The following is a 23,203-nucleotide window of genomic DNA, read 5'->3' on the forward strand; positions in this document are numbered from 1 at the left end:
CGCCCCGCGCCCGCGCTGACCGCCCTGCATCCGCCGCCGCTCGGCCGCCAGCCGCTCGAACAGCTCGGGCGGCAGGCTGGCGCGCACGGCATCGAGCACCAGATCCTCAAGCGGCAGCTCGGCCTCGGGCCGATCCTCCTCTGCCTCGGGCCGATCATCGGGCGCATCAGGCGGTTCCGGCGGCTCGGGCGGCGGATCGGCGGCGTCCTCGGGTTCGGCAGGCGGCAGGCGCGTGGCCCGTGGCCCCAGCACCAGCCGCGCGGCCAGCAGCGCATCGTCGCGCGCCACCGCATCGTGCCCGGCCAGTGCCGCGGCCGCCACCGCCGCCCTGAGCGCGAGCACGGGTGCCCGGCCCGATGCGATGCCAAAGGCGAGGCTCGCCCCGGCAAGCGCGGCCAGCGTCGTATCGTCAGCGGACGGCATCGCCCCGCCGGCAGGGGCCGCCGGACCGCCGGTCGCGGCCGGGGGCAAGGCCCGCAGCCCGCGCAGATCGACATGAAAGGCCAGCCGGTCGGTCAGCGACGCGGGCGGCACGGGATCATCCCCCTCCGCCTCTCCCGCCCGGCCGTCATCGACCAGCAGCAGCGCCACCTGCCGCGCATCGAGCGCCTGGGCGAGGCGCGCGGCCAGCCCGTCTTCGATCCGCCCGGCCCCGCGCAGGATCAGCAGCCCGCCCGCCGCCTCCTCGATCAGCCCGGCGACGCGCACCGGCCGGCCGGCGGCAAGGCTCGCCCCGATATCGATGCCGCCCAGCAGCCGGTCATCGTCGATGCCCAGCGGCAGACGCCGCCGCGCCATGGCGGGGGGCAGCGCCGCGTCGATCAGCGGCCGCAGCCGTTCGAACACCAGGTCGTCGCAGCGCAGCCAAAGCCCACCCAGGCCAAGAGGGTCGCAGGCGAACAGCCGGATCGCCGTCAGCGCATCGGCCAGATCGTCGGCCGGATCGTCAGGCTGCGCATCACCCGCAGCACCGGCCCCCGCCGCGGTCATGGCCAGAGTTCAGCCATCGCCCGGTCGATCCGGACCGTCGATCCGGTTTCGTCGAGGACGTTGCGGCGCAACCGGTGACGCAGCGCCAGCGGCGCGACCGCACGGATATGATCGCGGGTCACATCGTCCGCCCCGCCCAGCGCGGCCAGCGCCCGGGCCGCGCGCATCAGCGTCAGTTCGCCGCGCAGCCCGTCAACGCCAAGCGCGAGGCACAGCGCGGCGGCATCGGCCAGCGCCGCATCGCCGACCGAGATGGCGGGCAGCGCCGCCCGCGCCGCCGCGATCCGGCCGAGGATCGCACCGTTCTCCGCCGCAAAGCGCGCGGCAAAACCCGCCGGATCGCGGTCATGCGCGTCGCAGCGGCGCATGATCTCCACCCGTGCGTCGAGATCGGCGGGCGAGCGCACCTCGACCGCCAGCCCGAACCGGTCGAGCAATTGCGGCCGCAATTCGCCTTCCTCCGGATTGCCGCTGCCGATCAGCACGAAGCGGGCGGGATGGCGGATGCTCAGTCCCTCGCGCTCGACAAGATTCTCGCCCGACTGCGAGACGTCGAGCAGCAGATCGACCAGATGATCCTCGAGCAGGTTGATCTCGTCGATATACAGAAAGCCGCGATTGGCGCGGGCGAGCAGCCCCGGCTCGAACGCCTTTTCGCCGCCGACCAGCGCGCGTTCGATGTCGAGCGCGCCGGTGATCCGGTCCTCGGTCGCGCCCAGCGGCAGATCGACGAACGGCACCGGCACCTCGATGACCTCGCCGGCCGCGCAATCGCCGGCGGTCGCGGCACAGCCGCCCCGGTCGGGATCGCAGTTGAACCGGCAGCCGGCGGCAACCCGCATCGGCGGCAGCAGCGCAGCGAGCGCACGCGCCGCCGTCGACTTGCCGGTGCCGCGATCCCCGAACACCATCACGCCGCCGATTCGCGGCTCCACCGCCGCGATCAGCAGCGCGGTCTTCATTTCGTCCTGTCCGACGATGGCCGCAAAAGGAAATCCGCTCACCGGCACTCCACTGTCAGACTTAGTTGACACATGCTAGTGTCCGCAGCGGGCAAACGGCAAGAGCGGATCGCCGAACGATGAACGATGAAGAAGAAAGCGTCATTCTGGTCGACGAGCGGGACCAGCCAACGGGGCTGCACGCCAAGCTGAGCGCACACCGCAAAGCATTGCGCCACCGCGCTTTTTCCGTGTTCTTGTTCAACAGCGCGGGCGAGATCCTGCTCCAGCAGCGGGCGCTGTCCAAATATCATTGCGGCGGGCTGTGGTCGAACGCCTGTTGCGGCCATCCGCGCGCCGGCGAAGCCGATGCCGATGCGGCGGCGCGGCGGCTGCGCGAGGAAATGGGCCTTGCGCCCCGGCTGCATGCCGCCGGGCGGACCGCCTATCATGCCGAGCTGAACGATGGCTGGTATGAAAACGAGATCGTCCATCTGTTCATCGGCGAGACCGACGCGCCCCCGGCCCCCGACCCGCGCGAAGTCGGCGGCTGGCGCTGGATCGCGCCGGATGCGCTGGAGGCCGAATATGCGGCCCGGCCGCACCGCTTCACACCCTGGTTCGGGATTTATCTGCAAACAATCCCGGAGCTTGTGCTGGCAGCGCGGATCGGGGAACCCATGCCGGTCGCCTGATCCGCAGGCGAGTCGCACGCCGCAAAACGAGCCGGGGGGCATGTTCGCGCGCAAGGACCCGTCATCATGGCCTGGTTTTCCGAATTCCTGGAAGCGGGACGGCGCCTCGCCCCCCATGGCTATTGCCTGTTATGGGATCCCCGGCTGGTCTGGACGCATGTCATTGCCGATCTGCTGATTGCCGGGGCCTATTTCTCGATCCCGGTGGCGCTGATCAGTTTCGTCCGCCGCCGGCGCGACCTGGATTTCGGCTGGATTTTCTGGCTGTTCGCGCTGTTCATCGTCGCCTGCGGGACGACGCATCTGCTGTCGGTCTGGACGCTCTGGCACGCCGATTACGGCATCGAAGCGATCGTCAAGGTGGTCACCGCCATCGCCTCGATCGGCACCGCGCTGGTGCTGTGGCCGATGATCCCCAAACTGCTGATGGTCCCCTCTCCAGCCGCGCTGCGCGACCAGAATCTGCATCTGGAACGCACGCTGCAGCGGCTGACCCACGAGATTGCCGAGCGCAAGCGGGTCGAGGATGCGCTGCGCCAGGCCCATAAGATGGAAGCGGTCGGCCAGCTGACCGGGGGTATCGCGCATGATTTCAACAATCTGCTGCAAAGCGTCGCCGCCAGCCTCGCGCTCATCACCAAACATCCCGCATCGCCGAACGTGCCCAAATGGGCCGCGCTCGGCGCGCAGGCGGCGGACCGGGGGGCGCGGCTGACCGCGCAGCTGCTTGCCTTCTCGCGCACCCAGAGGCTGGAGTTGCGCCCCTGCGCACCCGGCCCGCTGATCGAGGCGATGCGTCCGCTCATTGGCACGGCGGTGGGCCAGGCGGTCACCATCGCCGTCGACATCGCACCGGATACGCCCGCCGTGCTCGCCGATCCGACCCAGATCGAGCTGGCGATCCTCAACCTTGCGATCAACGCCCGCGACGCCATGCCGGGCGGCGGCCGGATCACGATCCGCGTCGCCGCCGAACGGATCGCCGGCGACGCCGAACTGGCCGATGGCGATTATGTGCGGATCAGCGTCGGCGACACCGGCACGGGGATGACCGCCGAAACCGCCGCCCGCGCGTTTGACCCGTTCTTCACCACCAAGAGCGTCGATCGCGGCACCGGTCTGGGCCTGAGCATGGTCTACGGGGTCGCCCGCCAGTCCGGTGGCCGGGCGGAAATCGCCAGCCGGCTTGGCGAAGGCACGACCGTGGCGATCCTGCTGCGCGCAACCGTGCCCGGCCCCGCCGCTGCGCCGGCCGATACGGCCATGCCCGGCCAGCCCGCGAGGATCCCGCCAGCGCGCATCCTGGTGGTCGACGACGATGCCGATGTCCGTGCGATGACGGTCGCGATGCTCGAGGATCTGGGACACCGGCCGGTCGCGGCGGAAAGCGGCGCGGCGGCACTCGCCCTTGCAAGCGCCGAGCCGCCCGAGCTGATGATCGTCGATCTGGTGATGCCGGGCATGAACGGGGCCGACACCGCCCGCGCGCTGCGCGCGGCGGGGATCACCGCGCCGATCATCTTCGCCACCGGTTTTGCCGATACCGATCTTGTTCGCCGGGCGCTGGCCCCCGGCAGCCGGATGCTGCGCAAACCCTATGATCTGGCAAGCCTTGCCGCCAGCATCGCCGCCGCGCGCATGACGGCCAAGACGGGCGACGAGCCGGCCGGCCGCCCCCCGCCCGACGGACCGGCGCGTGATTGACCGGCGCCCGGCTCGTTTCTAGGTGATCAAGGGGTGAGCGCGCCAAATATCCTGCTGGTCGAAGACGATCCCGCGCTGCGTGCGCTGATGACGCGGGCGCTGCGCGAAAACGGTTTCGCCGTGCAGCCGGCCGCCGCCGCCCCCGACATGTGGCAGGCGTTCGAGCGCGGGCCGGTCGATCTTGTCCTGCTCGACGTGATGCTGCCGGGCACCAACGGCTTCGACCTGTGCCGCGCGCTGCGCCAGCGCAGCGCCGCGCCGATCATCTTCGTCAGCGCCAAGGACAGCGAGACCGACCGCGTGGTCGGGCTGGAGCTAGGCGCGGACGATTACATCGCCAAGCCGTTCGGCACGCGCGAGCTGATCGCCCGGGTGCGGGCGGTGCTGCGCCGCCCGCCTCTGGCCCCGGACCAGGGCGCGCGCGACGATGGCACATTGTCCTTCGACGGCTGGCGGCTGAGCCTGCCGCGCCGCCAGCTGCTGTCGCCCACCGGCGCGATCGTCGACCTGACCGGGGCCGAGTTCGACCTGCTTGTCGCCCTGTGCGACCATGCGCAGCGCGTGATCGCGCGCGAGCGGCTGATCGAGCTGTCGCGCGCCCGGCTGGGCGACAGTTCCGACCGCAGCGTCGACGTGCTGGTCAGCCGCCTGCGGCGCAAGCTGTCGGGTGCCGGACGCGATGCCCCGATCCTCACGGTGCGCGGCGTCGGCTATATGCTGAACGTGCCGGTGGAGCGCGGGTGAAGGGCCGGCCGCTTGGCCTGATCGGACAGATTGTCGCGATCCTGCTGCTGACGATCCTGATCGAATTTGCGATCTCGACGCTGCTTTACGAACGCGCCAGCCAGTTTTCGGTCCGCGACGACGAGGCGCGGCGGCTGGCCGAACATCTGGTGATTTCGCGCCATCTGGTCGAGGCGCGCCCCGCGGGCGAGCGGCCGGCGATGGCGCGCGACCTGACGACCGACCGTTATGGCCTGCGCTGGCAGCAGGCGGTGCCCAAGGCCCCGCCGATCGCGCCGCCGCTCGACGGGATGCGCGACCAGATCATTGCCTGGGAACCCTCGCTTGCCGACACGCGGCTGCAGGTGCGGCTGGCAGCGCCCGGGCGCAGTTCGGTCGTCACCGGTGCCTTGATGCTGAAGGATGGCAGCTGGCTGGCCTTCCGCACGCTGGAGCCGGTTCACGGCCTCAACCTCGCGACCGAACGGGTGCTGCTGGCGCTGATCCCGGCGGCGGCGCTGATTCTCTTGGGCAGCCTGCTGATCGGGCGGGTGCTCAGCCCGCTGCGCGCGCTCGCCAGCGCTGCGGACCGGTTCGGCAGCGGCGATGAACGCCCGGTCGCCGAACAGGGCCCGGCCGATGTCGCGCGCGTGATCGCCGCGTTCAACCGGATGCAGGCGCGCATCCATGCGCTGATCGCCGACCGCACCCAGGCGCTGTTCGCGGTCGGCCATGATTTCCGCACCCCGCTGGCGCGGCTGCGGCTGCGCGCCGATCATGTCGGCGATGCGGACGCGCGCGAGGCGATCCTGTCCGACATTGCCGAGATGGAGGCGATGGTCGGGTCGCTGCTCGCCTATCTGGGCGGCGACGACGATCCGGAAGAACCGGTCAGCACCGACATCGCGATCCTGTGCGCAACGGTGATCGACGATGCCGCCGACCGCGGGCTGGATGCCCGCTATCTCGGCCCGGTGCATCTGGAGGCGCTGGTCCGGCCGGTCGAGCTGAAACGCGCGCTCGGCAATCTGGTCGGCAATGCGCTGCATTATGGCGGCAATGCCGTGCTGACGCTCGCCAATATGGGCGACGAGCTGCTGATCACTGTCGAGGATGACGGCCCCGGCCTGCCCGAGGCGATGCTCGCCCGCGTGCTCGAACCGTTTGTGCGGGTGGACAGCGCGCGGCCGCGCGACACCGTCGGCTTCGGCCTCGGGCTGGCGATCGTTGCCCGCTATGCCGAGCGCGAGGGCGGGCGCATCCGCCTGCGCAACCGGGCGGCAGGGGGGCTGGCGGCCGAACTCGCCCTGCCCCGCCGCTGAACGCCCGCCAGCAACATTTCCTTACAAAGCCGCGGAGCGGCAGCAACGAACAGGCCCTAATCCTTTCACGTGAGGCATTGGGCACGAAAAGGGTTGGCGATCATGAACGAGCTGGCAGGGCGGGTGATCCAGTTTCAGCGGGACGTGTTTCCGCACCGCAGCGATCTGTACGAACGGCTCGCCATCCATGGCCAGCGGCCCAAGGCGCTGATGATCAGCTGCGCCGATTCGCGCGTGGTGCCCGAAGAAATCATGCATGCCAATCCCGGCGACCTGTTCGTGTGCCGCAACGCCGGCAACATCGTGCCGCCTTACGCCCAGGCCAATGGCGGTGTGACCTCGACCGTCGAATATGCGGTCGAGGGGCTGGGCGTGAACGACATCATCGTCTGCGGCCATTCGGACTGCGGCGCGATGAAGGCGCTGCTCGATCCGCAGTCGCTGTCGGCGATGCCCAATGTCGCCGCCTGGCTGAAGCACAGCCATGCGGTCGGCTGCATCGTCGAGAGCAGCTATGCCCATCTCGATCCGGCCGGCCGGCTGCGCGCCGCGATCCTGGAAAATGTCGTCGCCCAGCTTGCCCATCTGCGCACCCATCCGTCGGTCGCCGCGGCAATCGCGCGCGGCACGGTGTCGCTGCATGGCTGGTTCTTCGACATCCATGCCGGCGAGGTGCTGGCACTTGACGGGCAGACAAACCGCTTCGCCCCGATCCGCGAGGACCGGCCGATGCCGATCGCGCTTGAGGCGCGGCCGCGTCAGGCCGCCGACCTCAGCCTGATCGCCGAGGCAGCGGAATGACCGGCTTTGCCGGTCGCGTCGGAACAGCAGCGGCCGCACCGGCCGGCGGCGGCCTCGCCGGGTCCGCCAGGGCCATGACGCTGCGCGATCTGACCGCGTCGGTCGTCGTCTTTCTGGTCGCGATGCCGCTGTGTCTGGGCATTGCCATCGCCTCGGGCTTGCCGCCGGAAAAAGGGCTGATTACCGGCATCATCGGCGGCATCGTCGTCGGGATGCTCGCCGGATCGCCGCTTCAGGTCAGCGGCCCCGCCGCCGGGCTGGCGGTGATCGTGTTCGAACTGGTGCGCGATCTGGGGCTGGCGGCGCTCGGCCCGATCCTCGTTCTGGCCGGGCTGTTGCAGGTCGCCGCCGGGCTGTTCCGCATGGGCGGCTGGTTCCGGGCGATTTCGCCGGCGGTCGTGCACGGGATGCTCGCGGGCATCGGCGTGCTGATCGTTGTCGGCCAGTTCCATCTGCTGTTCGACGCCCGCCCGCTGGCGAGCGGGCTGGAAAATCTGGCCGCGATGCCGGGGCGGCTGCTTGGCCTGTCCTTTGCCGATCTGCAGGCGGCCGAGATGGCATTTGCCATCGGCCTGACGACCATTGCCGGCATGATCGGCTGGGAACGCTTCCGCCCGGCCGCGCTCAGGCTGGTGCCGGGCGCGCTGGTCGGCGTGCTGCTCGGCACCGGGCTGGCGCTCGCGCTGGCGGCGCTGGCCCCGACGATCGGGGTGACCCGGGTCAGCGTGCCGGACTCGCTCGCCAGTGCCATCACCCTGCCCGGCGGCGGTTTCCTCGGGGCGCTCGCGACCCCGGCGGTGATCGTGGCCGCGCTTGCCATCGCGTTCATCGCCAGCGCGGAAACGCTGCTGTCGGCCGCCGCCGTCGACAAGATGCATGACGGTGTGCGCACCGATTACAACCGCGAACTGCGCGCCCAGGGCATCGGCAATCTGCTGTGCGGCCTTGCAGGGGCGCTGCCGATGACCGGGGTGATCGTGCGCAGCTCGGCCAATGTGCAGGCGGGCGCGGTGTCGCGGCTGTCGGCGATCCTGCACGGCGTGTGGATCCTCGGCTTTGTCGCGCTGCTGCCGTTCGTGCTGGAAGCGATCCCGATGGCGAGCCTTGGCGCGGTGCTGGTCGTCACCGGGCTGCGGCTCGTCAGCCTCGATCATGCCCGGCATCTGCTGCGCGATTATGGCGTGCTGCCGGCGCTGATCTGGGCGGCAACGCTGATCGCGGTCGTCACCACCGATCTGCTGACCGGCGTGCTGCTCGGCATCGCGCTGTCGCTGGTCGAGCTGATCCCGCATGTGAAGCGGCTCGGGCTGAAGGTCGACACCGGCAGCGACGGCGACACCCATGCGATCCGCCTCGACGGCACGGCGACCTTCCTCACGCTGCCGCGCCTGTCGGCTGCGCTCGATTCCGCCCCCGCCGCGGGGCCGGTCAGGCTCGACGTGCGCGGCCTTGCCGATGCCGACCATACATCGGCCGAACTGCTGCGCGACTGGCTGCAACGCCGCCGGGCGGCGGGCGGCCGGGTGGACATGGACGGAGAGATCGGGCCGCTCAGCCGCGCCGGCTGAGCCGTTCCCGGCCCGGCCAGCGGCAGCGCCGCCGCCGGGCCACCCAGTCCGGGCACGGCGGACCACCGCTCCCGCACGGCCTTTGCCGGCCGCATTTTCCGGGCCGCCGGGTGTTTCCCCCCGGCTTGAAAATGCGTTGGTGCGGCCGCCGCCGCGGTTGCGCCACACGGGCCGCGCCAGCTTGCCCGATGGTCGCATTTTCCGGGCCGCCGGGTGTTTCCCCCCGGCTTGAAAATGCTCTAAGGCCCCGCGACCATGGACGCACGCCCCCTGACCCGCCCTGACCGGCGCACCTTTGCGATCATTTCGCATCCCGATGCCGGCAAGACGACGCTGACCGAAAAGCTGCTGCTGTTCGGTGGCGCGATCCATGCCGCGGGCGAGGTCAAGGCGCGCGGCGCGGCGCGGCGGGCGCGGTCCGACTGGATGAAGATCGAGCAGCAGCGCGGCATCTCCGTCACCTCGTCGGTGATGACGTTCGAGCGCGACGGGCTGACCTTCAACCTGCTCGACACGCCGGGGCATGAGGATTTTTCCGAAGACACCTATCGCACGCTGACCGCGGTCGATTCGGCGGTGATGGTGATCGACGCCGCGCGCGGGATCGAGGCGCAGACGCGCAAGCTGTTCGAAGTGTGCCGGCTGCGTTCGGTGCCGATCATCACCTTCATCAACAAGGTCGACCGCGAAGGGCGCGAGCCGTTTGCGCTGCTCGACGAGATTGCCGATCAGCTGGCGCTCGACGTCGCGCCGATGAACTGGCCGGTCGGCATGGGCGGCACATTCGAAGGGCTGTATGATCTGGAAGGCGGCCGGCTGATGCGCCCGGCAGCCGACGGCACGGCCGCGTTCGAGGGCGACGTCACGACGGTCAGCGGACTTGACGATCCCCGGCTGGCGGCGGCGATCAGCGCCGATGCGCTGGCGCGGCTGACCGAGGAGACCGAGCTGGCCGGGGCCGGCTATGCCGCTTTCGATGCCGAGGCCTATCGCCATGGCGATCTGACGCCGGTCTATTTCGGGTCGGCGCTCAAGGATTTCGGCGTCGCCGAGCTGATCGACGCGCTCGCCCGCTTTGCCCCCAGCCCGCGCCCCCAGCCGGCCGATCCCGCCCCGGTGTCGCCCGACGATCAGGCGGTCACCGGCTTCATCTTCAAGGTGCAGGCGAATATGAACCCGATGCACCGCGACCGGGTGGCATTCATGCGCCTGTGCTCGGGCCGGTTCCGCCGTGGCATGAAGCTGACCCAGGTCGGCACCGGCAAGGCGATTTCGGTCCACAGCCCGATCCTGTTCTTTGCGCGCGAACGCGAAACCGCCGAGGAAGCCTGGCCGGGCGACATCATCGGCATCCCCAATCACGGCACGCTGCGCGTTGGCGACACGCTGACCGACGGCGCGCCGCGCGTGATTACCGGCCTGCCCAATTTCGCGCCCGAACTGCTGCGCCGCGTCGCGCTCAAGGACCCGACCAAGACCAAGCAGCTGCGCAAGGCGCTCGACGATCTGGCCGAGGAAGGCATCATCCAGGTCTTCTACCCCGAAATCGGCAGCCAGTGGGTGGTGGGCGTGGTCGGCCAGCTCCAGCTCGAAGTGCTCGTGTCGCGGCTGGAGGCGGAATATAAGGTCGATGCCCGGCTCGAGGCTTCGCCCTGGGATACGGCGCGCTGGATCGCGGGCAGCGATGCCGATCTCAAAAGCTTTGCCGAGTTTCACCGCGCCGCGCTCGCCCGCGACCGCGACGAGGCGCTGGTGTTCATGGCCAAGGATGCGTGGGAAGTGAATTATGTCGCCGGCCGCTATCCGGCGATCCGCTTCAGCGCGACGCGCGAACGCGCCTGATCAGGCGCGCGGCCCCAACTTCCGCGCGCCCAGTTCCCGGGCCAACGTGTCGCGATCGAGCGCGCCTTCCCAGCGGGCGATGGCGATGGTCGCGACGCCATTGCCGATCAGATTGGTGATCGCCCGTGCTTCCGACATGAACCGATCGACCCCCAGGATCAGCGCAATGCCCGCCACCGGCACGGTATCGACGGCGCTGAGCGTCGCCGCCAGCGTCACGAACCCCGCCCCCGTTACCCCCGCTGCGCCCTTGGAGGTGACGAGCAGCACCGCGAGCAGCGCCAGCTGATCGGCCAGCGACAGCTCAACCCCCACCGCCTGGGCGATGAAGATCGCCGCCATCGTCAGATAGATTGACGTACCATCGAGGTTGAAGCTGTAGCCGGTCGGCACCACCAGCCCGACCACCTGGCGCGCACAGCCGAGCTTTTCGAGCTTCGCCATCAGCGGCGGCAGCGCGGTTTCGGACGATGAGGTGCCGAGCACGATCAGCAATTCATCGCCGATATAGCGCAGGAACGCCCACAGGCTGAACCCCGCCAGCCGCGCGATCACCCCCAGCACGACGGCGATGAACAGCGCGCAGGTCAGATAAACGCTCGCCATCAGCGCGCCGAGCTGGGCGAGCGTCCCGATCCCGTAGCGGCCGATGGTGAAGGCCATCGCCCCGAAAGCGCCCAATGGGGCCAGCCGCATCAGCAGCGCGATGATCTGGAACAGGAAATCGCCGATCCGTTCCATCACGTCGAGCGCGCCTGCGGCATGGCTGCCGCCGCGCGCGAGTGCGATCCCGCTCAGCACCGCGACCAGCAGCACCTGAAGCAGCTCGCCCCCCGCCAGCGCGCCAAGAAAACTGTCGGGAATGATGCCGAGCAGAAAATCGCTCACCCCGCCCGCCTCGGCGCGCGCGCCATAGGCGGCGACCGACCCGGCATCGAGCGTCGCCGGATCGGCCCCGATCCCCGCCCCCGGCCGCACCAGATTGACGACCACCAGCCCGATCACCATCGCCAGCGTTGTCACCGCCTCGAAATAGACGAACGCCTTCAGCCCGACCCGGCCGACGGCGCGCAGATCGCCGACCTTGGCGATGCCCAGCGTCACGGTCACGAAGATGATCGGGCCGATCAGCATCCGGATCAGCTTGATGAACGCATCGCCGAGCGGCTTCATCGCCGTGCCCGCCTCCGGCCACAGCGCGCCCAGCAGCACCCCGGCAAGGATCGCCAGCAGCACCTGCACATACAGCCCCGGCATCCGCATCAGACGAGGCTCACCCGCGCCCCGGCATGGCGTTCGAGCCGCCCGGCCAGTTCCAGTTCCAGCAGCACCGTCTGCACGACCGGTGCGGCGCGGCCCGACTGGCGGATCAGTTCATCCACCGGCACCGGCACCGGGCCGAGCAGCGCGATCAGCGCCGCGCGGTCGCCATCATCGGCATCGGCGGCAATCGGCGGCGCGCGATAGCCCCCCGCCGGCCCGGCGACGCTGCGCGGGTCGATCGGGCGCAGCGCCTCCAATATGTCGGCGGCGGACTGCACCAGCGTCGCGCCCTCGCGGATCAGCGCGTTGCAGCCCTGCGCGCGCGGATCGAGCGGCGATCCCGGCACCGCCATCACCTCGCGGCCAATCTCCCCGGCCAGCCGCGCGGTGATCAGCGAGCCGGAGCGCGGCGCGGCCTCGATCACCACCGTGCCCAGCGCCAGCCCGGCGATGATGCGGTTGCGATAGGGAAAATGGCGCGCGCGCGGCTCGGTGCCCGGCGGTTGTTCGGCGATCAGCAGCCCATCGACGGCGATGCGTTCCTGAAGCTCGGCATTTTCGGGCGGAAACACCGTGTCGATCCCGCCCGCGATCACCGCCACCGTGCCGCCGGCCAGCGCGCCGACATGCGCGGCGGTGTCGATCCCGCGCGCCAGCCCCGAGACGATGCTCAGCCCCTCGCCGCCAAGGCTTTCCCCGGCCAGCTGCTGCGCCAGCCCGCGCGCAAAGCGGCAGGCGGCGGCCGAGGCGTTGCGCGCGCCGACCATCGCCAGGCACGGCCGGTTGGCGAGCGCCATGTCGCCGCGCACGGTGAGCGCCGCCGGGGCATTGTCGAGCGCGGCGAGCAACGCCGGATAGCCGGGATCGTCGAGGAAGATCATCCGCGCGCCCAGCCGGTCGACCGCCGCCAGCTCACGCTCGACGGCGCGGGGATCGGCGGCGACGAAGCCGCGCGCCCCGCCGCGCGCCGCCAGGCCGGGCAGCGCATCCAGCGCCGCCTCGGCCGAGCCGAACCGGGCCATCAGCTGACGATAGGTGACGGGACCGATATTGGGCGTGCGGATCAGCCTGAGCCTGGCCCTTTGCCCGCCATCAGCCATTGCCGCGCCCGATCCGCGGTTCGGTGCCGGCGATCAGGCGGCGGATATTGTCGCGGTGACGCCAGAAGACGAGCAGCGCAAAGCCCGCAAACAGCAAGGCCGCGCCCGGCCGCCCCCAGCCCCAGGCGGCAAGCGGCGCGGCAAGCGCCGCCGCAAAGCCGCCGACCGAGGAAATGCGGCTGGCCAGCAGCACTCCCAGCCAGACGCCCAGATAGACCAGCCCCAGCGGCCACCACAGACCGAGCGCGACGCCGCCAAAGGTCGCCACCCCCTTGCCGCCCCGAAAGCCAAGCCATACCGGATAGCAATGGCCGACAAAGGCCATCGCCCCGCCGATCAGCGCGCCCGCGCTTTCGGCATCGCCGCCGCTGAGCGCCATCCCGGCCCACACCGCCGCCGCGCCTTTCAGCGCATCGAGCAGCAGCGTCGCCGCTGCCAGCCCCTTGCGGCCGGTGCGCAGCACATTGGTCGCGCCGATATTGCCCGATCCGATACGGCGCAGATCGCCCGCCCCGGTCGCGCGGGTCAGCACCAGACCGAACGGGATGCTGCCGAGCAGATAGCCGATGGCGGCAATGGCAAACAGGCCGGGCAACGCGGCCGGTGACACGAGCTGGATATCCCCCATGGCGCGCGACCATAATCGCCGCGCGGGCCGACACAAGAGCGGGCGGGAGCGTGGCCGTGGTGGTGCCTGCTCCCCCTCATCCCGCATGTGCCATGCCGCCGGGCGGATTCCACCCGGCGCGCAAATGCGCGGGAGCAGCCGCTCCCGGTTTTGGATGTGTCGCATTTGCCGGGCCGCCGGGCGGATTCCACCCGGCTCGCAAATGCTCTAGGGCAATCGGCGTGACCGATATGCGCCCCCTGCTCTTCTTCGATTCAGGCGTGGGCGGCCTGTCTGTGCTGGCCGCGGCGCAGCGGCTGCTGCCGACCGCGCCCATCGTCTATGCCGCCGACAGCGCCGGCTATCCCTATGGCACGCGCACCGAGGCGGAGATCGCCGCGCGCGTGCCCGCTCTGCTCGGCCGGCTGGTCGAGCGGTTCCAGCCGCGCGTCGCGGTGATCGCCTGCAACACCGCCTCGACCATCGCGCTCGGCCATGTCCGCGCCGCGCTCGACCTGCCGGTGGTCGGCACGGTGCCGGCGATCAAGCCGGCCGCGCTTGCCTCGAAAAGCCGGGTGATCGGCGTGCTCGGCACCGAAGCGACGGTGCGCCAGCCCTATGTCGACCGGCTGGCGGCGGAGTTTGCCGGCGACTGCACGGTGCTGCGCCACGGCACCGCCGAACTGGTCGATCTGGCCGAGGCCAAGCTGCGCGGCGAGGCGACCGATCCGGCCGCCTATGCCCGGATCCTGCGCGGCCTGACCGACCAGCCGGGGGGCGAGCGGATGGATGTGGTCGTGCTTGCCTGCACGCATTTCCGGCTGGTCGAACCCGAACTCGCCGCCGCGCGCCCGCTCACCTATCTCGACGGTGCGGACGGCATTGCCCGGCGCATCGTCCATCTGACGGAAGGACAGGACTGGCCGGAATCGCCGGTGCCGGGTACGGCGATCTTCACCCGGCTCGATCCCGCTACCAAGGCACTGCGCCCGGCGCTGGCGCGTTTCGGGCTGCAGAAAATCGATCAGCTTTAGCGATTTTTCTGCGAGACGTTCGCGCTGGCGAGCATGGGGCGATTTGGAGTATGGGCGCTGCCGGACCCGATGACGCGAGCGGCAACCTTGGACTATCAGCGCATCTTCACCCAGGCGATCGACCGGCTGCATGCCGAGGGCCGCTACCGGGTGTTCATCGACATCCTGCGCAACAAGGGCATGTTCCCCAATGCGCGCTGCTTTGCCGGGCATAACGGCCCCAAACCGATCACCGTCTGGTGCTCGAACGACTATCTGGCGATGGGCCAGCATCCCAAGGTCATCTCCGCGATGGAAGCCGCGCTGCACGATGTCGGCGCGGGATCGGGGGGCACGCGCAACATCGGCGGCAACACCCATTATCATGTCGATCTGGAAAGCGAGCTTGCCGATCTGCACGGCAAGGAAGCCGCCTTGCTGTTCACCTCCGGCTATGTGTCGAACGAAGCGACGCTGTCGACGCTGGCGAAGATCCTGCCCGGCTGCGTGATCTTCTCCGACGCGCTCAACCATGCCTCGATGATCGCGGGCATACGCAATTCGGGCTGCGAAAAGCGCGTGTTCCGCCACAACGACCTCGCCCATCTGGAAGAGCTGCTGGCCGCCGAAGCGCCCGACACGCCCAAGCTGATCGCGTTTGAAAGCGTCTATTCGATGGACGGCGATGTCGCGCCGATCGCCGAGATCTGCGACCTTGCCGACAAATATCGCGCCATCACCTATCTGGACGAGGTTCATGCGGTCGGCATGTATGGCGCGCGCGGCGGCGGCATTTCCGAACGCGACGCGGTCGCCGACCGGGTGACGATCATCGAAGGCACGCTCGGCAAGGCATTCGGCGTGATGGGCGGCTATATTGCCGCCGATCAGGTGATCGTCGACGTCATCCGCTCCTATGCGCCGGGGTTCATCTTCACCACCTCGCTGTCGCCGGTGCTGGTCGCGGGCGCGCTGGCGAGCGTCCGCCATCTGAAGGCCTCGGCCGAAGAGCGCGACGGCCAGCAGGCCGCCGCCGCCACGCTCAAGCGGCTGTTCGCCGAAGCCGGGCTGCCGGTCATGGCATCGACCACCCATATCGTGCCGCTGATGGTCGGCGATCCGGTGCGCGCCAAGCGGATCAGCGACATTCTGCTCGCCGAATATGGCGTCTATGTGCAGCCGATCAACTTCCCGACCGTGCCGCGCGGCACCGAAAGGTTGCGCTTCACCCCCGGCCCGTCGCACACCGAAGCGATGATGCGCGACCTGACCCGCGCGCTGGTCGAGATCTGGGACCGGCTGGAGATGAAGCTGGCGGCCTGAGCGTGACGCCCGTGCTGTCCGTGGGCGCGTTCGGTCTGCTCGCGCTGGCGGGCTTTGCCGCAGGCGCGATCAACGCGATTGCCGGCGGCGGTTCGCTGATCAGCTTTCCTGCGCTGATCGCGGTCGGGCTGCCGCCGATTGTCGCCAACATCACCAGCAGCGTCGCCTTGCTGCCCGGCTATCTGGGCGGAACGCTCGGCCAGCGCGCCGATCTGGCCGGTCAGGGCCGCACGCTGGTGCGGCTGCTGCCGATTGCGCTGCTCGGCGGGCTGGCCGGGGGCGCGCTGGTGCTGGTCAGCGGCGCGCGCACCTTTGCCGCGCTCACCCCATGGCTGCTGATCGCCGGCTGCCTGCTGCTCGCGGGTCAGCCACGGCTCAAACGCTGGCTCGCCGCGCGGCGGACGGCAGGCATGCGCCCGGCGGCAGGCGCGCTTGCGCTGGCGGCGGCGGTGTTCGCCGCCTGCGTCTATGGCGGCTATTTCGGCGCGGGGCTGAGCGTGATGCTGCTCGCCCTGCTGGCGCTGGGCAGCGATGACACGCTGGTGCGGCTCAACGCGCTCAAACAGGGCCTCGCGCTGGCCGCCAATCTGGGCGCGGTGCTGCTGTTCGTCACCGCCGCCCCGCCCGATTGGGCAGCGGCAGGGGTGATGGCGCTTGCGGCGCTCGCCGGGGGCATGGCGGGCGGCAGGCTGGCGAGGCGGATCGATCCCGACCGGCTGCGCGCGCTGGTCGTGATGCTCGGCCTAGGTGTTGCCACGCTGCTCTTGTGGCGCTGAGCCGATCGGCACCGGCCGGTCGAGCCGCGCCTGCCAGGCATAGCCGCGAAACAGCCGGGTGAAGCGCAGCACCAGCCCATGCCGGTCGGCAAGCGCCGCCAGCTCCGCCTCCAGCTCGGCACGCGGCGACACGTCGAACCGCGCCAGCCAGGCGAAAAGCAGCCGCCCGAACCAGCGCGGCAGCCGTTCCTGCTGGCCGAAATCGACGATGTGCAGCCGCCCGCCCGGGGCCAGCGCCCGCGCCGCCTGATCGAGCGCGGCCCGCCAGTCGGGGATCATCGACAGCGTGTAGGACATGAACAGCCGGTCGACGCCGCGCGCCAGACCGACCGGTTCGTCCGCGCCGAACAGCGCGGCGAGATCGAACGCGGTCGCATCGCCGCGCGCCAGCCGCACCGTCCCGTCCAGCCCGGCGCGGCGCACCGCCCGCCCCGCCGTGTCGAGCATCGCGGCCGAAATATCGATGCCGAACCAGCGCGCCCCCGGCCAGGCGCGGGCGGCGGCGATCAGGTTGCGCGCGGTGCCGCAGCCGATTTCGAGCACCGTCCCGCCCGGCGGCGGGGCCAGTTCGGCGATCAGCCGGTCGCGGCCGAGCAGATAATATTTGCGCGTCAGATCATAGATATGGCGCTGGCTGCGATAGATCGCATCCATCCGCCCCGCGACCGTGCCCGGCCCGGCCAGCGATCCGTCAGCCATGCCGCACCCCCCGCCGCCGCTCAGCCGCGCAGCACATAGAGATGGACGCCGCCATAGATTGACGACCGGTCGCGCCGGGTCAGGTCGCGCGACTGTTCCTCGGCATAATCCCAGCGGTCCAGAATCGCGTCGGGCACGCGCCCGGGCAGCAGCGTCGGCGCGGCGGCGGTGCGGAACAGCACCCGCGCGCCCGGCCGCGCAGTGCGGGTGATTTCACGCCACAGCGCGGTCAGCTGCGCATCGGTCATCCAGTCCTGCGCGTCGAGCAGCACATAACGGTCAAGGCTGGCATCGGGCTGTTCGGCCAGATGGTCGGTGAAGTTGGCGTGGCGCACCGTCACCCGGTCCACCCGCCCGGTCACCAGCTTATGGTTGGCGGCCTGCAGATAGGGCGGCAGCGGGGCGGCCGGTTCCTTGCCATAGCCGCGCCCGAACGCCTGCCAGGCGAAATAATTGTCGCGAATGTCGAAATCGCAGGCGAGCTTTTCCAGCCGCGCGCGCAGCACCGCCGCCATCCCCGCCGGTTCGTCGCCGGCCAGCGCCTCATATTGGGCGGGCGGGATGCCGAGGCCGAACAGCGAGGCCGGCTGGTCGGTCAGCCAGCGGATCAGCTTCCTGTCGAACACCGGGGCGAGGCGGCGGTCAAAGATCGCGCGCTGTTCCTCGACGGTGCGCGCGGCGAGCAGCTCGCGCGGGTCGACACGGTAGAGCCGCGCCAGCCCATGGGCGAGGCCGATAAAGCCGCCGAGCAGCCCGCGCTTGTAGATGCCGTGCGCAAAGCCGCGGATGCGCCGCCGGCCGATCAGGTCGCGCCCTTCCCAGTAGCGGCGCGACACCTCGTCCAGATGCGGGCGGACATGGTCGCGATAGGCGCGGATGTTCTCGGGGGTATCCGCCTCGGCGAAAAAGCGCCGGAACGCCGCATAATCGGGCAGATGCCGCGCCGCCACCAGCTTCAGCCGGTTGAGCGCGACATGCGCGGTGTTGAGATCGACCGCGGTGATATGCGCGGGATCTGCGGTCAGATAGCTGAGCACGTTGCAGCCGCCGCTGGCAATCGCGACCATCCGGCTGTCGGGCCGGATGGCAAGCGCCTCCATATCGACATCGGGGTCCTCCCAGATCTGCGCATAGACCAGCCCGCGAAACGCAAAGGCAAAGGCGCGTTCGAGCAGGCCCTGACGCGACAGCCCCTTATGCTGGATCGCGGCGGCCCCGACCGCCTTCATCGTCGCTGCCCGTCCATGTGCCATATGCCGGTCCCCTCAAGCGTCCGGCCCGCCCTATGAGCGGGCGGTGACGGCTTGATGACGGGCGGGACGGGAGCGTTCCGGCTCAGGCCAGCCCGGCAGTGGGGGCGAGCAGGCGCGGATCGATGCCGGCCTGACGATAGGCCGCGCCCCAGCGTTCATTGACCGGCGTGTCGAACAGCAGCTTTTCCTCGGCCTCGGTCATGAACCAGCCATGCCGGGTCAGCTCCTCCTCCAGCTGCCCGTCCGCCCAGCCGGCATAGCCGAGCGCGGCGAGCCAGCGCGCCGGCCCCTTGCCCGCCGCAATCGCGCGCAGCACATCGACGGTGTTGGTGAGCGCGAACCGCCCCGCCACCTCGATCGTGTCCTGCCCGCCCCAGTCGAGCGTGTGGAGCACAAAGCCGCGCTGCGGCTCGACCGGCCCGCCGATATGCACGGGCACGTCCGGGGCCTCGCCGGGCGCGATGCCGAACTGGCCGAGCAGCGCGTGAAAGCCGAACCGGGGCGCCAGCTTGCCGATGCCGATGCCCAGCGCTCCGCGCTCGTCATGCGCGCACATGGCGATCACCGCCCGCTCGAAGCGCGGATCGCCGATGCCCGGCAGGGCAAGCAGCAGCTGGCCGGAAAGGAAGCGCGACTCCATCGCCTCCATATAGGCCCGTCGCGGACGAAGCCCAATCCGCCCGCAAACCGGTTCGGCCCGCTTGACCTGAGGCCGCGCCGACCCGACCTAGCGGCGCGTCCCCGACTCGAGGGGCCGGTGCGACAAAGGAGATCCGCATGACCATCAATGCCGGCGACAAACTGCCCGCCGTGACGCTGACCAAGGTGACCGAATCGGGCCCCGATCAGGTGTCTTCGGAGGATTTCTTCAAGGGCCGCCGCGTCGCCCTGTTCTCGGTTCCCGGTGCCTTCACCCCGACCTGCTCGGCGCGCCATCTGCCGGGCTTTGTCGACAAGATCGACGAGCTGAAGGCCAAGGGCGTGGACGAAGTGGCCTGCACCGCCGTCAACGACGCCTTTGTGCTCGCCGCCTGGGCGAAGTCGGCGGGTGCCGAGGGCAAGGTGACGATGCTGGCCGACGGCAATGGCGATCTGGTCGAAGCGCTCGGCCTGACGATGGACGGCAGCAAATTCGGCATGGGCAAGCGCGGCCAGCGTTTCTCGATGATCGTCGAGGACGGCGTGGTGCGCGAACTCAATGTCGAAGCGCCGGGCGAGTTCCGCGTCAGCTCGGCCGAGCATCTGCTAGGCCAGCTGTAACCATGGCACGGGGGCGGGCCAGCCCGTCCCCGTTTCGCGGCCGGCCTTCACCCCACCGCCGGGCCGACCAATGGCCGTCTTGGCAACGTCATGCCGGCCCGGTATCTGCTGGTCATGACAGCACAGACCATCGAACAAACCCCCGCCGCGCTGATCGACGAACTGGCGCGCATCTACGACGCTGCGGTCGAGGCGCTTCAGGCCGCCATTTCCGCCTTTGTGGTCGACGGCATCAAGCCCGACCGCGCCGCCCGCGAGGCCGGGCTGTTCTGCTATCCCGAACTGCGCATCCGCTACCGGGGCGACTCGCCAACGCCGCCGCCGCTGCGCGCCTTTGGCCGGCTGGTCGCGCCGGGCATCTATGCAACCACCGTCACCCGCCCGCGCAGCTTTGCCGGCTATCTGACCGAACAGCTCGACCTGCTGATGTCGGGCTATGGCGTGACCGTGGAAGTGGCGCGCAGCCGGCAGGAAATCCCCTTCCCCTATGTGCTCGATCCCGGCCATGACCTGACGCTCGAAGGCGTCGCCCCGGCCGAGCTGGCGCGCTGGTTCCCGGCGACCGAGCTGGCGCATATCGGCGACGAGATTGCCGATGGCCTGCCCTCCGACGATCCCGACACGCCCCGGCCGCTGGCGCTGTTCGACGGGCTGCGCACCGACTTCTCGCTGGCCCGGCTGCGCCACTATACCGGCACGCCGCCCGAGCATGTCCAGCGCTACATCCTGTTCACCAACTATCACCGCTATGTCGACGAGTTCGTGCAATGGGCATGCCGGACGCTGAAGGAGGATGAGCGCTACACCGCCTTGTCCGGCCCGGGCGGGCTGTTCATGACCCGCGAGACGCTCGACCCCGAACGCGCGGTCGCCGATTATGCGTGGCGGCGGCACCAGATGCCCGCCTGGCACCTGATGGCCGGTGACGGGACCGGGATCAGCCTCGTCAATATCGGCGTCGGCCCGTCCAACGCCAAGACGATCACCGACCATCTGGCGGTGCTGCGGCCCGAGGCATGGCTGATGATCGGCCATTGCGGCGGCCTGCGCCCCAGCCAGCGCATCGGCGATTATGTGCTCGCCCATGCCTATCTGCGCGACGATCATGTGCTGGACGATGTGCTGCCGCCCGAAATCCCGGTGCCGGCGATTGCCGAAGTGCAGCAGGCGCTGGCCCGCGCGGCCGAGACGGTGTCGGGCGAAAGCGCCGACATGCTCAAGCGCCGGCTGCGCACCGGCACCATCGTCACCACCGACGATCGCAACTGGGAACTGCGCTATTCCAAATCTGCGCTGCGTTTCTCGCAGTCGCGCGCGGTCGGCGTCGACATGGAATCGGCGACCATCGCCGCCCAGGGCTTCCGCTTCCGCATCCCCTATGGGACGCTGCTCTGCGTGTCGGACAAGCCGCTCCATGGCGAGCTGAAGCTGCCCGGCCAAGCCAACCGCTTTTACGAGCGGGCGATCAACGAGCATATGCAGATCGGCATCGAAGCCTGTGCCGAACTGCGCCGCGAAGGGGCCAAGCTCCACAGCCGCAAGCTGCGCGCGTTCAACGAGCCGCCGTTCAGATAAGCCTTGCGCTGCGGGGCCGGGGATCCCGGCCCCGCCAATTTCTCGTCTTTTAATTCGCCGCATTTTCCGAGTCGCCGGGCGTGGCCGCCCGGCTCGAAAATGCTCTGTGATTTGCCGCATTTTCCGAGTCGCCGGGCGTATCCGCCCGGCTCGAAAATGCTCTGTGATTTACCGCATTTTCCGAGCCGCCGGGCGTGGCCGCCCGGCTCGAAAATGCTTTAGGCCGCCGGTCCCAGCCAGGCGGCGAGCGCGTCGCCCAGTTCGCGCTTCACCACCGCCGACATGTGCCCGCCCGGAATCTCGACCAGCGCGCCATGCGGCAGCGCCTCGGCCAGCGCCGGGGCGGAGCCATTGTCGCGGTCCTCGACCCCGCACAGCACCAAAGTCGGCATGGCGATCGCGCCGATCGCCTCGGCCGGGGTGTCGGTAAAAGTGTCGAGAATGTGGATCAAAGCCGCCGGATCGCCGCCGGTGGTCTTCAGAAACGCCTCGGCATTCCATTCGGGCGTGCCGCGCGCAAAGCTGCCGAGATTGGTCAGGATATGGCGGAAATGCGCCGCCCGCCCCGATGTGCCGATCAGCCCTTCCAGCCCCATGCCCGACAGGATGGCGCGGCCCGGCGTCGCGCCGCGCACGATCATCCGCATCGTCGTGCGCGCGCCGAGCGAATAGCCCCCCAGATCATAATCGGTCAGCCCCAGATGCGCGATCAGCGCCAGCCCGTCATCGGCGAGCACGTCACCCGGATAATGGCGCGCATCATGCGGCGCATCGCTCTGCCCGTGCGCGCGCAGATCGGGCATGATCACCCGGTAGCCGAGCGCCGCCACCTTGGCGGCATGGCCATAACGGATCCAGTTGGTCGCCGCGTTGGAAAACAGCCCGTGGATCAGGATCAGCGGCCGGCCGGTGCCGAGTTCATGCCACGCAAGGCGGATGCCGTCATTCGCGGTGAAAAAATGCGTCGTCGCCCCGGTCATTCGCGTTCCGTCAGTCCTGCCTGTTGCATCCGCCATTTGGCGAGTTCGATCCGGTCCTGCCCGAAAAACGGCTCGCCCTGAAACACCAAGGTCGGCACGCCCCAATGGCCCGCCGCCTCCAGCGCCTGCTGATTGCCCTCGATTTCCTGATCGAGCGCGGCGGCATCGTCGGCCACCTCGGCGTCCAGCTCCTCGAGCACCAGCCCGGCCCAGGCGGCGGCGCTCGCCAGATGCGCGCCCTCATGCCAGTTTTCGGTCCCGCCCCAGATCAGCCGCGACACCTCATCGGCAAAGGCAAAGCCCGCGCCGCGCCGCGCCGCCGCCTGACCAAGGCGGACGAGCCGGCGGATGAACGGCTGTTCGGCGGCGATCTCGCCGGTGTCGATGTCCTGCACGATCGGATCGGGCCGGGGCGGCGCAAACGGCACGCCATGGAAATCGGCCAGCCGCAGCACGTCCAGCCGCGTGTATTTCAGCCAATTGGGGTGATTGTGCGCGAAAAAGCCCGGATCGCGGACCGCGAGCGGCCATACCGGGCGCAGCACGATCTCCAGATCATGGTCGCGCACCAGCGCGCGGTAACGCGGCATGGCGAGATAGGAATAAGGGCTGCGGAACGACCAGAACAGGTCCGCTTTCAACGTCATGGCCGTGCCTCTCCACCAAAGTCCGGTCTGTTCGCTGGCCCGTTCCTCCGGGCCGGTTTTCGCGGCAGCATCCTTCCCTCTTAGGCCGCTCGCCGGCAAATGGTCAAAAATCCGTTCATGT

At 69.7% G+C, this 23,203-nt stretch carries 21 protein-coding genes and 1 pseudogene; 12 read left to right on the forward strand and 10 right to left on the reverse strand.

The genetic code is table 11. The features are described from left to right. Positions 1–990 (reverse strand): annotated as a pseudogene (locus OPU66_RS08675) (magnesium chelatase subunit D); the annotation flags it as partial. After that, positions 987–1,994 (reverse strand): magnesium chelatase ATPase subunit I, encoded by a 1,008-nt coding sequence (gene bchI, locus OPU66_RS08680; RefSeq protein ID WP_498553227.1) that lies wholly within the window; start codon positions 1,992–1,994, stop codon positions 987–989. The pseudogene OPU66_RS08675 and the gene bchI, both read right to left, overlap by 4 nt. A 77-nt stretch (positions 1,995–2,071) precedes the next feature. Between bchI and idi the strand changes: the two genes are divergently transcribed. The 7 genes from idi (at position 2,072) to OPU66_RS08715 (ending at position 10,586) form a co-directional block, all read left to right on the forward strand. Then, the gene (idi, locus tag OPU66_RS08685; protein WP_498553228.1) at positions 2,072–2,626 is read left to right on the forward strand and encodes an isopentenyl-diphosphate Delta-isomerase; all 555 of its coding nucleotides are present in this window, start codon (positions 2,072–2,074) and stop codon (positions 2,624–2,626) included. A 66-nt stretch (positions 2,627–2,692) separates the two neighbouring features. Next, the gene (locus OPU66_RS08690; protein WP_498553229.1) at positions 2,693–4,330 is read left to right on the forward strand and encodes an ATP-binding protein; all 1,638 of its coding nucleotides are present in this window, start codon (positions 2,693–2,695) and stop codon (positions 4,328–4,330) included. 33 nt (positions 4,331–4,363) lie between these two features. Next, positions 4,364–5,074, forward strand: a complete 711-nt coding sequence (locus OPU66_RS08695) for a response regulator (protein ID WP_498553230.1) — start codon at positions 4,364–4,366, stop codon at positions 5,072–5,074. Beyond that, positions 5,071–6,375, forward strand: a complete 1,305-nt coding sequence (locus tag OPU66_RS08700; RefSeq protein WP_498553231.1) for an ATP-binding protein — start codon at positions 5,071–5,073, stop codon at positions 6,373–6,375. Before OPU66_RS08695 ends, OPU66_RS08700 begins: the two co-directional genes overlap by 4 nt. A gap of 102 nt (positions 6,376–6,477) precedes the next feature. After that, positions 6,478–7,176 carry a carbonic anhydrase gene (locus tag OPU66_RS08705; protein WP_498553232.1) on the forward strand — a complete coding sequence of 233 codons (699 nt, stop codon included), beginning with the start codon at positions 6,478–6,480 and terminating at the stop codon, positions 7,174–7,176. Positions 7,177–7,250: 74 nt separating this feature from the next. After that, positions 7,251–8,744 carry a SulP family inorganic anion transporter gene (locus OPU66_RS08710; protein ID WP_498553233.1) on the forward strand — a complete coding sequence of 498 codons (1,494 nt, stop codon included), beginning with the start codon at positions 7,251–7,253 and terminating at the stop codon, positions 8,742–8,744. Between the two features lie 255 nt (positions 8,745–8,999). After that, a complete protein-coding gene (locus OPU66_RS08715) occupies positions 9,000–10,586 on the forward strand; it encodes a peptide chain release factor 3 (RefSeq protein ID WP_498553234.1) in 1,587 nt (528 codons plus the stop codon). Here the strand turns inward: OPU66_RS08715 and dctA are convergent, their stop codons facing one another. From dctA to plsY, 3 genes are read right to left on the reverse strand one after another with little or no spacing between them, the layout of a single operon-like run. After that, positions 10,587–11,843, reverse strand: coding sequence for a C4-dicarboxylate transporter DctA (gene dctA / locus OPU66_RS08720; RefSeq protein WP_498553235.1), 1,257 nt, complete (start codon positions 11,841–11,843; stop codon positions 10,587–10,589). A gap of 5 nt (positions 11,844–11,848) precedes the next feature. Further along, a complete protein-coding gene (gene dprA / locus OPU66_RS08725; protein WP_498553236.1) occupies positions 11,849–12,949 on the reverse strand; it encodes a DNA-processing protein DprA in 1,101 nt (366 codons plus the stop codon). Continuing rightward, positions 12,942–13,577 carry a glycerol-3-phosphate 1-O-acyltransferase PlsY gene (gene plsY / locus OPU66_RS08730; RefSeq protein WP_498553237.1) on the reverse strand — a complete coding sequence of 212 codons (636 nt, stop codon included), beginning with the start codon at positions 13,575–13,577 and terminating at the stop codon, positions 12,942–12,944. Before plsY ends, dprA begins: the two co-directional genes overlap by 8 nt. A 230-nt stretch (positions 13,578–13,807) precedes the next feature. On the opposite strand from plsY, the gene murI reads away from it, so the two are divergent. The 3 genes from murI to OPU66_RS08745 all read left to right on the forward strand — a co-directional run bounded on the left by murI (position 13,808) and on the right by OPU66_RS08745 (position 16,668). Then, positions 13,808–14,590: a glutamate racemase gene (murI, locus tag OPU66_RS08735; RefSeq protein WP_498553275.1), complete on the forward strand. Its 783-nt coding sequence runs from the start codon at positions 13,808–13,810 to the stop codon at positions 14,588–14,590. An 87-nt stretch (positions 14,591–14,677) separates the two neighbouring features. Continuing rightward, positions 14,678–15,892 carry a 5-aminolevulinate synthase gene (gene hemA, locus OPU66_RS08740; protein ID WP_498553276.1) on the forward strand — a complete coding sequence of 405 codons (1,215 nt, stop codon included), beginning with the start codon at positions 14,678–14,680 and terminating at the stop codon, positions 15,890–15,892. Between the two features lie 2 nt (positions 15,893–15,894). Further along, entirely contained in the window at positions 15,895–16,668 is a 774-nt protein-coding gene (locus tag OPU66_RS08745) for a sulfite exporter TauE/SafE family protein (RefSeq protein WP_498553238.1), read from the forward strand. Here OPU66_RS08745 and OPU66_RS08750 read toward each other — a convergent pair. The 3 genes from OPU66_RS08750 to OPU66_RS08760 form a co-directional block, all read right to left on the reverse strand. Continuing rightward, positions 16,636–17,367, reverse strand: a complete 732-nt coding sequence (locus tag OPU66_RS08750) for a class I SAM-dependent methyltransferase (RefSeq protein WP_498553239.1) — start codon at positions 17,365–17,367, stop codon at positions 16,636–16,638. The genes OPU66_RS08745 and OPU66_RS08750 overlap by 33 nt on opposite strands. 20 nt (positions 17,368–17,387) lie before the next feature. After that, positions 17,388–18,620 (reverse strand): BtaA family protein, encoded by a 1,233-nt coding sequence (locus OPU66_RS08755; RefSeq protein ID WP_498553240.1) that lies wholly within the window; start codon positions 18,618–18,620, stop codon positions 17,388–17,390. Between the two features lie 82 nt (positions 18,621–18,702). Continuing rightward, complete coding sequence (locus tag OPU66_RS08760; protein ID WP_498553277.1) at positions 18,703–19,260, reverse strand: YqgE/AlgH family protein; 558 nt, start codon at positions 19,258–19,260, stop codon at positions 18,703–18,705. Between the two features lie 137 nt (positions 19,261–19,397). On the opposite strand from OPU66_RS08760, the gene OPU66_RS08765 reads away from it, so the two are divergent. Together OPU66_RS08765 and OPU66_RS08770 are read left to right on the forward strand one after the other, a co-directional pair. Continuing rightward, positions 19,398–19,880: a peroxiredoxin gene (locus tag OPU66_RS08765; protein WP_160593288.1), complete on the forward strand. Its 483-nt coding sequence runs from the start codon at positions 19,398–19,400 to the stop codon at positions 19,878–19,880. A gap of 114 nt (positions 19,881–19,994) precedes the next feature. Further along, positions 19,995–21,455, forward strand: a complete 1,461-nt coding sequence (locus OPU66_RS08770) for an AMP nucleosidase (protein ID WP_498553241.1) — start codon at positions 19,995–19,997, stop codon at positions 21,453–21,455. Positions 21,456–21,673: 218 nt separating this feature from the next. On the opposite strand, the gene OPU66_RS08775 is transcribed toward OPU66_RS08770, so the two are convergent. Together OPU66_RS08775 and OPU66_RS08780 are read right to left on the reverse strand one after the other, a co-directional pair. Next, positions 21,674–22,435, reverse strand: coding sequence for an alpha/beta fold hydrolase (locus OPU66_RS08775; protein ID WP_498553242.1), 762 nt, complete (start codon positions 22,433–22,435; stop codon positions 21,674–21,676). Continuing rightward, on the reverse strand, positions 22,432–23,082 hold the full coding sequence (locus OPU66_RS08780; protein ID WP_498553243.1) for a 2-hydroxychromene-2-carboxylate isomerase: 651 nt from the start codon (positions 23,080–23,082) through the stop codon (positions 22,432–22,434). Before OPU66_RS08780 ends, OPU66_RS08775 begins: the two co-directional genes overlap by 4 nt. Positions 23,083–23,203 lie beyond the last annotated feature (121 nt).

It is taken from the genome of Sphingomonas sp. URJC2 (genome assembly GCF_059803575.1).

Excerpts from the sequence above, each read along its gene's own strand:
- idi (WP_498553228.1), top strand. The coding sequence starts at position 2,072 with ATGAACGATGAAGAAGAAAGCGTCATTCTGGTCGACGAGCGGGACCAG.
- OPU66_RS08690 (WP_498553229.1), top strand. The coding sequence starts at position 2,693 with ATGGCCTGGTTTTCCGAATTCCTGGAAGCGGGACGGCGCCTCGCCCCC.
- OPU66_RS08705 (WP_498553232.1), top strand. The coding sequence starts at position 6,478 with ATGAACGAGCTGGCAGGGCGGGTGATCCAGTTTCAGCGGGACGTGTTT.
- OPU66_RS08710 (WP_498553233.1), top strand. The coding sequence starts at position 7,251 with ATGACGCTGCGCGATCTGACCGCGTCGGTCGTCGTCTTTCTGGTCGCG.
- OPU66_RS08715 (WP_498553234.1), top strand. The coding sequence starts at position 9,000 with ATGGACGCACGCCCCCTGACCCGCCCTGACCGGCGCACCTTTGCGATC.
- dctA (WP_498553235.1), bottom strand. The coding sequence starts at position 11,843 with ATGCCGGGGCTGTATGTGCAGGTGCTGCTGGCGATCCTTGCCGGGGTG.
- dprA (WP_498553236.1), bottom strand. The coding sequence starts at position 12,949 with ATGGCTGATGGCGGGCAAAGGGCCAGGCTCAGGCTGATCCGCACGCCC.
- plsY (WP_498553237.1), bottom strand. The coding sequence starts at position 13,577 with ATGGGGGATATCCAGCTCGTGTCACCGGCCGCGTTGCCCGGCCTGTTT.
- murI (WP_498553275.1), top strand. The coding sequence starts at position 13,808 with ATGCGCCCCCTGCTCTTCTTCGATTCAGGCGTGGGCGGCCTGTCTGTG.
- OPU66_RS08750 (WP_498553239.1), bottom strand. The coding sequence starts at position 17,367 with ATGGCTGACGGATCGCTGGCCGGGCCGGGCACGGTCGCGGGGCGGATG.
- OPU66_RS08755 (WP_498553240.1), bottom strand. The coding sequence starts at position 18,620 with ATGGCACATGGACGGGCAGCGACGATGAAGGCGGTCGGGGCCGCCGCG.
- OPU66_RS08760 (WP_498553277.1), bottom strand. The coding sequence starts at position 19,260 with ATGGAGTCGCGCTTCCTTTCCGGCCAGCTGCTGCTTGCCCTGCCGGGC.
- OPU66_RS08765 (WP_160593288.1), top strand. The coding sequence starts at position 19,398 with ATGACCATCAATGCCGGCGACAAACTGCCCGCCGTGACGCTGACCAAG.
- OPU66_RS08770 (WP_498553241.1), top strand. The coding sequence starts at position 19,995 with ATGACAGCACAGACCATCGAACAAACCCCCGCCGCGCTGATCGACGAA.
- OPU66_RS08775 (WP_498553242.1), bottom strand. The coding sequence starts at position 22,435 with ATGACCGGGGCGACGACGCATTTTTTCACCGCGAATGACGGCATCCGC.
- OPU66_RS08780 (WP_498553243.1), bottom strand. The coding sequence starts at position 23,082 with ATGACGTTGAAAGCGGACCTGTTCTGGTCGTTCCGCAGCCCTTATTCC.